At 43.1% G+C, this 12339-nt stretch carries 9 protein-coding genes; 8 read left to right on the top strand and 1 reads right to left on the bottom strand.

Annotation, left to right across the window (positions count from 1 at the left end; all coding sequences use genetic code 11):
• Positions 1-9 precede the first annotated feature (9 nt).
• Complete coding sequence (locus ACK5MF_RS03290; RefSeq protein ID WP_416919364.1) at positions 10-1845, bottom strand: sensor histidine kinase; 1836 nt, start codon at positions 1843-1845, stop codon at positions 10-12.
• Between the two features lie 523 nt (positions 1846-2368).
• Between ACK5MF_RS03290 and tig the strand changes: the two genes are divergently transcribed.
• The 8 genes from tig (at position 2369) to cmk (ending at position 12290) form a co-directional block, all read left to right on the top strand.
• Positions 2369-3673: a trigger factor gene (tig, locus tag ACK5MF_RS03285; RefSeq protein WP_416919336.1), complete on the top strand. Its 1305-nt coding sequence runs from the start codon at positions 2369-2371 to the stop codon at positions 3671-3673.
• A 107-nt stretch (positions 3674-3780) separates the two neighbouring features.
• A complete protein-coding gene (clpP, locus tag ACK5MF_RS03280) occupies positions 3781-4407 on the top strand; it encodes an ATP-dependent Clp endopeptidase proteolytic subunit ClpP (RefSeq protein WP_416919334.1) in 627 nt (208 codons plus the stop codon).
• A gap of 83 nt (positions 4408-4490) precedes the next feature.
• Positions 4491-5771 (top strand): ATP-dependent protease ATP-binding subunit ClpX, encoded by a 1281-nt coding sequence (gene clpX / locus ACK5MF_RS03275; protein WP_416919332.1) that lies wholly within the window; start codon positions 4491-4493, stop codon positions 5769-5771.
• Positions 5772-5921: 150 nt separating this feature from the next.
• Positions 5922-8276: an endopeptidase La gene (gene lon, locus ACK5MF_RS03270; protein WP_416919330.1), complete on the top strand. Its 2355-nt coding sequence runs from the start codon at positions 5922-5924 to the stop codon at positions 8274-8276.
• A gap of 192 nt (positions 8277-8468) precedes the next feature.
• Complete coding sequence (locus tag ACK5MF_RS03265; protein WP_416919328.1) at positions 8469-8741, top strand: HU family DNA-binding protein; 273 nt, start codon at positions 8469-8471, stop codon at positions 8739-8741.
• 153 nt (positions 8742-8894) lie between these two features.
• Complete coding sequence (ppiD, locus tag ACK5MF_RS03260) at positions 8895-10754, top strand: peptidylprolyl isomerase (protein ID WP_416919325.1); 1860 nt, start codon at positions 8895-8897, stop codon at positions 10752-10754.
• A gap of 142 nt (positions 10755-10896) precedes the next feature.
• Positions 10897-11247, top strand: a complete 351-nt coding sequence (locus ACK5MF_RS03255; RefSeq protein ID WP_416919362.1) for a ComEA family DNA-binding protein — start codon at positions 10897-10899, stop codon at positions 11245-11247.
• A 362-nt stretch (positions 11248-11609) separates the two neighbouring features.
• Positions 11610-12290: a (d)CMP kinase gene (gene cmk / locus ACK5MF_RS03250; protein WP_416919323.1), complete on the top strand. Its 681-nt coding sequence runs from the start codon at positions 11610-11612 to the stop codon at positions 12288-12290.
• The last annotated feature ends 49 nt before the right edge of the window (positions 12291-12339 follow it).

The raw sequence follows: 12339 nt of genomic DNA, 5'->3' as shown, positions 1-12339 counted from the left end.
CCCTGCTTTTTATAATTCTGAACTGACTTGGGTTTGTTCTAAACCGGTTTGCTTTTTATTAAGAACAGGTTTGCTTTTATTAAGAATAATAGTGAATCTTGCCCCACCAAGGGGGGAGGAATGAGCAATTAAATCTCCACCCATGTTATGTATGATTTGTTGCGAGATAGACAGCCCCAAACCTAAACCATTTTTCTTCGTGGTATAAAAAGGTTCGAATAGATTCTTCATCTGCTGCAAATTAAGTCCCGCACCTGTGTCATCGACATGAATCAAGATATGTTCTGCTTGCTGCTCTAAAGTAACAACGATTTTTTTTATCGGCTGCTCATCAACAGCCTGCATCGCATTGGTTAACAAGTTAATCATGACCTGTTCCAACTGAATTGGGTTAATGCTACAGCGAACAGGTACTTCTGGCGCTTGAATCTCAAATTCTATGTAATGGGATTTAAACTGTGGCTGCATCAGCTCTTTGGCATTGATGATCAGAGGCAGTAACTGTGCTTCTACGTGTTCATCAGTTTGCGTTTTTCTGGCAAAGGATTTGAGTTGTTCGCTAATTTTCGCCATGCGAACGGTAAGGGCAGAAATTCGTTGCAGATTTTCGTCAGTACGCTCAGGCTTGCCATTGGTGAGAAAACGCCTGCCGTTGTCGGCAAAGCTACGAATCGCCGCTAAAGGGTTGTTAAGTTCATGGCTTATGCTTGCAGACATTTGCCCCAACACTGCCAGTTTTGCCGCTTGTATTAGCTCGTTTTGGGTTTGCCTTAATGCATGCTCTGTTTTGATTTTTTCGCCGATTTCAACGTGCAGTTTCGCGGTTCTCTCCATCACTAAAAACTCAAGCTTTTGCTTCGCTTCCGCTTGTAATCTCTCAATTTGACGTTGACGGATCTGTCTGTGATGTAACAGCAGAAAAGCAAGATAAATAATGGCAAAAATCATGGTTAAAATGATGAGAAAACCAAAGGTATCCCAGAACACAATCACTTTAGGTGACAGCACATGAATGTTGAGCGCGAGATTATCCAGTTTGTTGGTTGAAACGATGTAGTCATTTTTGAACCAACTCTGTTTCGGCTTTATCCATTCGGTTTCTGCGCCATCAACATCTGCATAGAATCCTAAAGATGGAATGGTATTGTCCAGATACTGACGGGTATCTTGTACTTTTTTTCGCGCTTCTTCGCTCAGCTCGGAAACGCTATGAAATAACCAATCCGGTTGGCTGGACATGAACACAATGTTGTTATTATCGGTGGCGACAAAATAGCTGTTCTTGCTCCGCCAGTTTTCTTCAATGGATGAAAGATCCATTTTCACCACGACCACACCAATCACTTCAGCAGCATAGATAACCGGATAGGCATAATAATATCCTCTTTGCCCTGAGGTTGACCCAAGAGCAAAGTACTGACTTCTTGTGCCTGAAATAGCATTGTAGAAATATGGCCGCCATGAGAAGTTTCGACCGATGAAAGAGCGGTCCAAGCTCCAGTTGCTCGAAGCGATAGTATTGCCAATGCTATCAAGCAAATAGGTATCGGTAGCCTGAATGACGTCGTTTACCTGTTCCAAATAGAGATTGGTCAAATTAATTTGTGCGGTGTTGTCAGCGTGACGGAGTGCATCAACCAGTTCTTTATCTTTGGATAAAAGGCGAGGGATGTGAGCATATTTATCGAGTGTGGCGGAAATGTGACTAGAGAAACGCTCCAACTCTGATTGTTGCTCAACTAATAATGCTTGGTAGCTATAGCGCCAAACCAAATGCGCAGCCATTGCGGCGATGACCATATAAAGGGTCAAAAACAGTGCTGAGAGTTGGCGTACAGATAGCATCCTTGCCATAGTTTTCGTTCCTCGTTTATCTCGCCACTCATAATACTGGGAACTTCGATCCATCTGCTTAAAAACATATCGAATATGGGAGGCAAAACAAGAGCCAGATCTCTTTTTGATTATTTGAGGGAAAAAATCCCTCGATTCTCTTGAAAAAGCCTATATTGTCCCCATTTCAGAGCCATCAAGAGATCTATCAGTTGGTGGATTTTTTAGCAGTCAAAGGGTTTTTTAGGACATTCGCTTTTTCTTGCCGGGTATTCGCTCGACAGCTAAAGCTGAGATCGGTAGTATATCGCGTCTAATTTTTAGTCCTGAGGCTAATCAGAGATACCTTTATTCGGCGCAAATCGACCAAAGATGTCACTCATTAGTTCGGTATTTAGGTGAAATTCACTGAGAGTATCGATGCTCAATATTTACAGTTAAGTGTTCTACCGAGCACAAAATAAGGATGAAGCCAAACAGAGATGTTGGCTCATGATGCTCAGGAATACTGAGCCAGTTTTGAGGTTTAAATATAATGCAAGTTACTGTTGAAACGCTAGAAGGCCTAGAGCGCCGTTTGAATATTACTGTTCCTGCTGCAAACATCGAAGATGCAGTAGCAGCTGAACTACGCAACATCGCGAAAAATCGTCGTTTCGACGGTTTCCGTAAAGGTAAAGTACCAATGAAGATGGTTGCGCAAATGTACGGCAAAGCAGTACGTCAAGACATTCTTGGTGAAGTGATGCAACGCCACTTCATCGAAGCAATCGTAAAAGAGAAAATCAACCCAGCTGGCGCACCAACTTTCGCTCCAGTAGAAATTAAAGAAGGTGCAGATTTAGTTTTCACAGCAACTTTCGAAGTTTATCCAGAAGTTGAACTTAAAGGTCTATCAAACATCACGGTAGAAAAACCAGCAGCAGAAGTTCAAGATTCTGACGTTGAAGAGATGCTAGAAACGCTACGTAAGCAACAATCTACTTGGACTGAAGTAGAAGAAGCGGCTGACAACGGTAAACGTGTTTCTATCGACTTCGTTGGTTCTATCGACGGTGTTGAGTTCGAAGGCGGTAAAGCTGACAACTTCCCACTAGAAATGGGCGCAGGTCGTATGATTCCTGGTTTTGAAGACGGTATCGTTGGCAAAACTAAAGGTATGGAATTCGAAATCGACGTGAACTTCCCAGAAGAGTACCATGCTGAAAACCTAAAAGGTAAAGCCGCTAAGTTTGCTATCAAAGTGAACAAAGTTGAAGCTCGTGAACTACCAGAACTGAACGATGAGTTCGTTGCTAAATTCGGCGTAACGGAAGGCGGTGTTGACGCACTTAAAGCTGAAGTTCGTAAGAACATGGAACGTGAACTTAAACAAGCAATCAAAGCTCGTATCAAAGAACAAGCAATTGAAGGTCTTGTGAAAGAAAACGCAATTGACGTTCCAGCGGCGCTAGTCGATCAAGAAATCGACGTACTACGTCAACAAGCTGCACAACGTTTCGGTGGCAACATTGAAGCTGCAAACCAACTGCCACGTGAAATGTTCGAAGAGCAAGCTAAACGTCGCGTAGTTGTAGGTCTGCTTCTAGGTGAAGTCATCAAGACTGAAGAGCTAAAAGCTGACGAAGGTAAAGTGAAAGCACTTATCGAAGAAATGGCGACAGCTTATGAAGACCCAGCTGAAGTTATCTCTTACTACGAGCAAAACGAGCAAATGATGAACAACATGCGTAACGTAGCTCTAGAAGAACAAGCGATTGACGCGATCATTGCTAAAGCAACCGTTACAGAGAAAGCAATTAGCTTTAGCGAGCTAATGAACCCTCAAGTTGCTGCTTAATAAGCAATCTATAGCGTAGAAGGTTGACTTAACGTTGACTCTTCTGCTAACAATGGTCCGTATGATATTCATCATCCGGGCCATTTATTTTTAGGGATATTAAGACTATGAGCTACCAAGAAAAAAACGCAATGTCGCCGATTATTGATGCGCTAGTACCCATGGTGGTTGAACAAACTTCCCGTGGCGAACGTTCATACGATATCTACTCACGTCTTTTAAAAGAGCGAGTTATTTTCTTAACGGGTCAGGTAGAAGACCACATGGCAAACCTTGTCGTGGCTCAACTGCTTTTCTTAGAATCGGAAAACCCGGACAAAGATATTTTCCTGTACATCAACTCTCCGGGTGGCAGCGTCACTGCGGGTATGTCTATTTACGACACCATGCAGTTTATTAAGCCAAACGTGAGCACCGTCTGTATGGGGCAAGCTTGTTCTATGGGCGCATTCTTACTAGCTGGTGGCGCACCGGGTAAACGTTATGTTTTACCAAACTCGCGCGTGATGATTCACCAACCACTAGGTGGTTTCCAGGGTCAAGCTTCGGACATTCAAATTCATGCGCAAGAAATTCTAACTATTAAGAATAAATTGAATCGCTTGTTGGCAGAGCATACAGGTCAGCCGCTTGAAATTATTGAACGTGACACTGACCGCGACAACTTTATGTCGGCAGATCAAGCAGTAGAATACGGTTTGGTGGATTCAGTACTGACCCATCGCGGTGAGTAACACTTCGAGTAATTGTTTAACGCAATTTAGATAAAATTGTTATACACTCAAACCATAAAGAGTAAAGGCTAAGAGGTTAGCGAATGACAGATAAAAGCAAAGAGGGTGGTAGTAGTAAACTGCTGTACTGCTCTTTCTGTGGCAAAAGCCAGCACGAAGTTCGCAAGCTAATTGCAGGTCCTTCTGTGTATATCTGTGACGAATGTGTTGATCTATGTAACGACATTATTCGCGAAGAGATTAAAGATGTATTACCAAAGAAAGAGTCGTCAGCACTACCTGCGCCTCGTGAAATTCGTGCACATCTTGATGACTATGTAATTGGCCAAGAACACGCAAAAAAAGTGCTCGCGGTTGCGGTATATAACCACTATAAGCGTTTACGTAATGGTGATACGACAAAAGATGGCGTCGAGCTAGGCAAAAGTAACATTCTGCTTATCGGACCTACCGGTAGTGGTAAGACGTTACTTGCTGAGACACTTGCTCGTTTCTTGGATGTACCATTTACGATGGCTGATGCGACAACACTTACAGAAGCAGGCTATGTTGGCGAAGATGTTGAAAACATCATTCAAAAACTACTGCAAAAGTGTGATTACGACGTAGCAAAAGCGGAACGCGGTATCGTCTATATCGATGAAATCGATAAGATCTCTCGTAAAGCTGAAAACCCATCTATCACCCGTGATGTGTCAGGTGAAGGTGTTCAACAAGCGCTGTTGAAACTGGTTGAAGGTACGATTGCATCTGTACCACCACAAGGTGGTCGTAAGCATCCTCAACAAGAATTCTTGCAAGTAGATACTTCTAAGATCTTATTTATCTGTGGCGGTGCATTTGCAGGTCTAGATAAAGTGATTGAACAGCGTGTTGCAACCGGTACTGGTATCGGTTTTGGCGCGGAAGTTCGTTCTAAAGATCAAAACAGAACCGTCGGTGAGTTGTTTACTCAGGTAGAGCCTGAAGATCTCGTGAAATATGGTCTGATTCCAGAATTCATTGGTCGTCTGCCTGTAACTGCAACGCTGACTGAACTTGATGAAGAAGCACTGATCCAGATTCTATGTGAACCGAAGAACGCGCTTACTAAACAGTATGCAGCGTTATTCGAATTAGAAGAGGTTGATCTTGAGTTCCGTGAAGATGCACTGCGCGCGATTGCCGCTAAAGCAATGACTCGTAAAACGGGAGCTCGTGGTTTACGTTCAATTCTTGAAAGCGTATTGCTTGAGACTATGTACGAACTACCTTCAATGTCTGACGTTGAAAAAGTGGTCATTGATGAGTCAGTTATCAATGGTGAGTCAGAGCCATTAATGATTCTTTCAGGCAGCGAAAGCCAAGCGGCAGGTGCTGAGTAAATTCATTCCTGCTACTCGGCCTTAAGCCAGTGAAAGCCAATAAATAATCAAAGGAGGTAACCATTACCTCCTTTTTTTTATTCTGTTATTGAATCCAGTTAGTTAGCCCCCATATACTCGAATATATATCAAAGCGGAAGAGAGAATAATATGAACTTGGAGCGTTCCGAGCGTATAGAGATCCCCGTATTACCTTTACGTGATGTGGTTGTATATCCACATATGGTGATCCCATTGTTTGTTGGTCGTGAGAAATCTATTCAATGCCTAGACGCGGCAATGGATTACAACAAGCAAGTTCTTCTGGTTGCACAGAAGCAAGCCGAAACGGATGAACCGACTATTTCGGACTTGTTTGAAGTGGGTACGGTTGCAACAATTTTGCAATTGCTGAAGTTGCCTGATGGCACAGTAAAAGTGTTAGTGGAAGGTCAACAACGTGCCAAAATTAATGAGTTTCATGAAGGCGAGTTCTTCTCTGCAAGTGCCGAATTCCTGATCACGCCTGAACTCGATGATAAAGAACAGGAAGTGATAGTACGCAGTGCTATTAACCAATTCGACGGGTTCATCAAGCTCAATAAAAAGATTCCGCCTGAGGTTTTAACCTCCTTAAATGGTATCGATGAAGCGGCACGCTTAGCGGATACTATTGCCGCACACATGCCACTCAAGTTGGCTGATAAACAAAAAGTGCTCGAGATTTTAGACGTCACCGAACGTTTAGAATTCTTAATGGGACAGATGGAATCTGAAATCGATCTGCTGCAAGTTGAGAAACGTATTCGTACTCGAGTTAAAAAGCAGATGGAAAAATCTCAGCGTGAGTACTATCTGAATGAACAAATGAAAGCGATTCAGAAAGAGCTGGGTGAGACAGAAGATGGCGTTGATGAATTCGAAGTTCTAAAACAGAAAATCGAAGACTCAAAGATGCCTGCTGAAGCGCGCGAAAAAACCGAACAAGAGTTGCAAAAGCTTAAAATGATGTCTCCGATGTCAGCAGAAGCAACGGTGGTTCGCAGCTATATTGATTGGATGATCAACGTTCCTTGGACTAAGCGTTCAAAAGTAAAACGTGATTTAGCTAAAGCAGAAGAAATTCTAAATGCTGATCACTATGGCTTAGAGCGGGTGAAAGAACGCATTCTGGAATATTTGGCGGTTCAGAGCCGTATTAGTAAGCTAAAAGGTCCGATCTTGTGCTTAGTTGGTCCTCCGGGCGTGGGTAAAACATCACTAGGTCGTTCAATTGCCGCTGCAACCGGCCGCAAGTATACGCGTATGGCGCTCGGTGGGGTGCGTGATGAAGCGGAAATTCGTGGTCACCGTCGTACTTACATCGGTTCTCTGCCGGGTAAACTGATCCAAAAAATGTCGAAAGTTGGTGTGAAAAACCCACTATTCCTGTTGGATGAAATCGATAAGATGGCATCGGATATGCGTGGTGATCCTGCTTCTGCATTATTGGAAGTTCTCGATCCAGAGCAGAACAACTCATTCAACGACCACTACTTAGAAGTGGATTACGATTTGTCTGATGTCATGTTTGTGGCGACATCTAACTCGATGAATATTCCGGGCCCACTGTTGGACCGTATGGAAGTTATCCGTCTGTCTGGTTATACCGAAGATGAAAAACTGAACATTGCCAAGCGTCATTTGGTTGAAAAGCAAATTGAACGTAATGGTCTGAAACCTTCAGAAATTACCATCGAAGATTCCGCGATCATGGGGGTAATTCGTTACTACACGCGTGAAGCCGGTGTTCGTAACCTAGAGCGTGAAATTTCTAAGATTTGCCGTAAAGCAGTGAAGAACATTTTACTCAATAAAGACGTTAAACACGTGACAGTGAACCAAGAAAATCTTAAAGAATACCTTGGGGTACAACGTTTTGACTTTGGTAAAGCCGATGAACACAACCGCATTGGTCAAGTCACAGGTTTGGCTTGGACAGAAGTTGGTGGCGATCTTCTCACTATTGAAGCACAGTCAATGCCTGGTAAGGGTAAGCTGACGCAGACTGGCTCATTGGGTGAAGTGATGCAAGAGTCTATTCAGGCGGCAATGACTGTGGTCCGTTCTCGCGCGGAAAAACTGGGCATTAACCCAGATTTCTACGAAAAACGCGATATTCACGTACACGTGCCTGAAGGCGCAACACCGAAAGATGGTCCGAGTGCGGGGACGGCTATGTGTACTGCATTGGTATCTTGTTTAACAGGTAACCCTGTGAAAGCAGATGTTGCAATGACCGGCGAAATTACTCTTCGCGGTGAAGTTTTACCTATCGGTGGTCTGAAAGAAAAACTGCTTGCTGCTCATCGAGGTGGTATTAAAACGGCGCTCATTCCGAAGGATAATGAGCGCGATTTGGAAGAGATTCCAGATAATGTTATTGCTGATCTTAAGGTTATTCCAGTACGTTGGATTGATGAAGTTTTAAAGGTTGCACTGGAAAATGACCCTACGGGTGTGGCATTTGAAGCTGCAAAAGAGTGATGTGTAGCAAAAATAAGTAAAAGATTACGCTGATAGGCTAAAAAAGGGCTTGTCAGCGTTTTTTTTGGAGGCTACCGTTGTTCACTATAGCTTTCAGCCCAGTTGTAACAAGGCTTTAGGTTATATTTAAACATCAATGGAACGAATCGGCGCCGAACAAAATAATAAATTGGCGACCAAAGGGGAATCACAGTGAATAAAACACAATTAGTAGAAAAAATCGCAGCTAATGCTGAACTATCAAAAGCTTCAGCTGGTCGTGCTCTAGATGCATTCATCGAAGCAGTGAGCGATACTCTTCAGTCTGGCGACCAAGTAGCTCTAGTTGGCTTTGGTACTTTCCAAGTTCGTACTCGTGCTGCTCGCACTGGTCGTAACCCAAAAACTGGTGAAGAGATCCAAATCGCTGAAGCTAAAGTTCCTGCATTCAAAGCTGGTAAAGCACTGAAAGACGCTTGTAACTAATTTTTTGAATGACTTTTTGCTGCTAGCAGCAAAATTTATTCGAACCTTTTTAAATTATGCGCATCCTACTGATGCGCATTTCTTTTTCTGATATTATCGCGCTATTCATTTTTGGCTGAAGTGTAAACTTCAAATCCGGAGAGCAGTAAAATTATGATGGATCGATTACGCGAGGGTGTTAACAGCATCGCGGTAAAAATTATCCTGGGACTAATCATCCTGTCTTTTATCTTCGCAGGGGTAGGTAGCTACCTAGTCAGTGGCAGTAATAACGCGGCGGCTAAAGTTGGCAATATTGAGATTGACCGTGGTCAGTTTGAACAAGCTTACCAAAACGAAAGAAACCGTATGCAATCTCAAATGGGTGACTATTTTGCTAACTTACTAGCAGACCCAGCATATGTTGCTTCTTTCCGTAAATCTATTTTGGACCGCATGATCAATGATGTTCTTATCGAGCAACATGCGAATTCACTAGGTCTTCGAATCAGCGATGCACAGGTGCGTAAACTGATGTTGGAAATGCCTCAGTTCCAGTCTGAAGGTAAGTTCGACCAAGAAATTTATCAAGCAGCACTACGTCGTGCTGGCTTTACTGCAGAATCTTTTGCGCAATACCTTCGTCGTGATTTACTGCGTAGTCAGTTGACTTCAGCACTGCAAGGTAGTGAGTTCACACTCAAAGGTGAAATTGATGCCCAAAGTGCATTGATTGCCCAGACACGTGATATTCGTACCGTTACCTTATCGCTGGAAGATTTTGCGAACAATGTAACAGTAAGTGATGAAGATGCTCAGAAATACTACTCTGAGAACGCTGAACGTTATACTCGCCCAGAGCAGGTTAAAGTTTCTTATATTGAACTTTCGGCAGAGAAGTTGGCTGAGCAAGTGACTATCAGTGATGAGCAAGTGAAAGCTTACTATCAAGAGCATTTAGACAAATATTCTACTGCTGAGCAACGTGAAGTTAGCCATATCTTAGTACAAGGTGATGACGAAGCTAAAGCTCAAGCGATTCTTGATGAGCTGAACGCCGGTGCAGATTTTGCAAAACTTGCTGAAGAAAAATCTGAAGATATTGGTAGCTCAGAAAATGGTGGTTCTTTAGGTTGGATTGAACACGATACAATGGATCCTGCCTTTGAAGCGGCAGCGTTTGGTTTAACTTCGGTTGGCGATGTTTCTGGTCTTGTTAAATCTGATTTTGGTTACCACATCATCAAACTTGATGGTATCAAAGCTTCTGTTGCAAAACCTTTAGAGGAAGTTGCCGCAGAGATTAAGACTGAATTGGCTTCGCAAAAAGCGGTAGATACCTTCTATGAACTGCAAACTGAACTTGAAAAAGTGGCGTTTGAGTATCCAGATTCTTTAGATGAAGCTGCGAAGGCTATTTCTGCTCAAATCGTAAAAACTGACTTTATTTCTCAATTGGATACACCAGAAGCACTACAAAATGCAGCGGTTCAACAAGCCATTCAATCTCCTGAAGTGAAAGAAGATGGTTTGAATTCATCGGTGATTGAAGTAGCACCGGAACATGTGGTTGTTGTGCGTGTTGACGAAGCTCGTCCAGAAATGGTTCTACCGTTCGAAGAAGTTAAAGAGCAAGTATTCGCTCATCTATCGAAAGTGAAAGGTGAACAACAAGCTCTTGAACTTGGCGACAAATTAATTGCCGCTCTGAAACAAGGCGATAAATCTCTTCTAGACGAAAATAAACTGGTGTTTGGTGAATTGGAAACGGTTGACCGTGGTTCGCAATTGGCTCAAACCGTGTTTGCTATGCCTAAACCGCAAACTGACCAAGTCGTATACGGTCAAGCTAAAGACTTAGACGGCAATATTGTTTTAATCGAGCTTAGCAAGGTTGAAGCTAAAATTGAGCCTCAGTATCAAGATCAAATCGGTGCCCAGCTTTCTCGCATTGCTGTGCAACAGGATATTACTGGTGTCCTATCTGTACTGAGAGCGAATACCGATATTGAGTATTACGCTGTGAGCCAGTAGGCGTTCTAATGTAATTGATATGTTTAACGAAAGGGGCTGCGGTTGCAGCCCCTTTTATTTTATTCAAAGTGCTATCTTCGTTGTTCTAATGCCGGATTACTATGTTCTCACTTAATCAAAAGAGGGTGTAAAAATGGTAAAAATGTTCATTTTAGCTAGACGATGGATGGTGGTTTTTTCATTAGCTTTGTTGTTACCGGCGACTTATGCTGTTGCGGCAGATAGCGGGACAAGTCAAGCCAGTAAAGCAGGCCAAGTAAGCAAAGCCGGCCAGGCAAGTGCTACAGACGGTATATCTATTACCGTTAACGTTAATACAGCGTCGGCTGAAGAAATATCGACTATGTTATTGGGTATTGGCTTGAAGAAAGCGCAAGCGATTGTTGATTATCGAACTCAACATGGTGCGTTTACTTCCAAACAAGACTTAACAAAAGTAAAAGGAATTGGCACTTCCACTGTGAGCAAAAATGAAGCCCGAATTCTGTTGTAGCAATTAATACCAATTGCGCTATTAAACTGTTCAGCCATTAGACAATGAGCACCGAACGCAAACACGCATAAACCCATCCTTGGGGCTCCGCCGAGCCATCCATGGCTCGGAGGGTTTGCTTATCGGCACTCAATGCCTACTTGATTAGGAAATTAAGGTAATTGGTATAATTAATGGGTAACGATGCAGGCTTGAGTTTCTACTTGAGCCTTTCTTTTTTCTTAAGCAAAAAAGCAAGTTTGTAGAATAAAACACGATATCTAACAATCCTCCCTAGCGCCTTTGCTCTATTACCACTATAATTTTTCGCCGGTGAAACATGGATACTCTTTATCCATGAATAATAATAAGTGGAGTTAAACATGCCCTCACACACACCGGTGATTACCGTAGATGGTCCAAGTGGAGCAGGTAAAGGAACCCTTTGCATGCTGCTGGCAAATAAGCTCGGTTTTCATCTTTTAGACTCAGGCGCAATTTATCGTGTTTTAGCATTAGCGGCTATTCATCATGGTGTTGATCTTGAGTCCGAAGACGCGTTAGTTCCATTGGCTATGCATTTAGATGTTCAATTTATTGCTGAAGGTGACTTAGTTAGAGTTATTCTTGAAGGGGAAGATGTCTCTAAAGAATTACGTAAAGAAGAGACTGGAATGGCGGCTTCAAAAGTTGCAGCATTGCCGCGAGTTCGCGAGGCGTTGCTTCGTCGTCAGCGTGCATTTGCAGAAGGTCGAGGTCTTGTTGCTGATGGTCGTGACATGGGAACAGTGGTTTTCCCAACTGCGGAGGCAAAGATTTTCTTAGATGCAAGTGCTGAAGAAAGAGCTCGTAGACGCTTCAAGCAGTTGCAACTGAAAGGGCTTGATGGTAAATTTGACGCCCTTTTAAGCGAAATCCAAGAACGTGACGATCGAGATCGTAACCGTCCAGTGGCGCCATTACGCCCTGCTGAGGATGCGCTTGTGCTAGATTCGACCGAAATGTCTATCGACGAAGTCGTGGAAAAAGCACTACAATATATCGAATCGAAGTTGGCGGAATAAACCACGTCAACTAAGAGCGTCGGTTGCAAGGATGATGACCGGCGATTTT

This window comes from Vibrio sp. (assembly GCF_047973365.1).
In the GTDB taxonomy this organism is placed as follows: Bacteria; Pseudomonadota; Gammaproteobacteria; order Enterobacterales; family Vibrionaceae; genus Vibrio.
Note: the sequence above shows the minus strand (reverse complement) of the source record. Positions and strands in the feature narration are given on the sequence as shown.

What these genes read in the sequence shown, in the direction of transcription:
- ACK5MF_RS03290 (WP_416919364.1), bottom strand. Translation starts at nt 1,845, where the DNA reads ATGCTATCTGTACGCCAACTCTCAGCACTGTTTTTGACCCTTTATATG.
- tig (WP_416919336.1), top strand. Translation starts at nt 2,369, where the DNA reads ATGCAAGTTACTGTTGAAACGCTAGAAGGCCTAGAGCGCCGTTTGAAT.
- clpP (WP_416919334.1), top strand. Translation starts at nt 3,781, where the DNA reads ATGAGCTACCAAGAAAAAAACGCAATGTCGCCGATTATTGATGCGCTA.
- clpX (WP_416919332.1), top strand. Translation starts at nt 4,491, where the DNA reads ATGACAGATAAAAGCAAAGAGGGTGGTAGTAGTAAACTGCTGTACTGC.
- lon (WP_416919330.1), top strand. Translation starts at nt 5,922, where the DNA reads ATGAACTTGGAGCGTTCCGAGCGTATAGAGATCCCCGTATTACCTTTA.
- ppiD (WP_416919325.1), top strand. Translation starts at nt 8,895, where the DNA reads ATGATGGATCGATTACGCGAGGGTGTTAACAGCATCGCGGTAAAAATT.
- ACK5MF_RS03255 (WP_416919362.1), top strand. Translation starts at nt 10,897, where the DNA reads ATGTTCATTTTAGCTAGACGATGGATGGTGGTTTTTTCATTAGCTTTG.
- cmk (WP_416919323.1), top strand. Translation starts at nt 11,610, where the DNA reads ATGCCCTCACACACACCGGTGATTACCGTAGATGGTCCAAGTGGAGCA.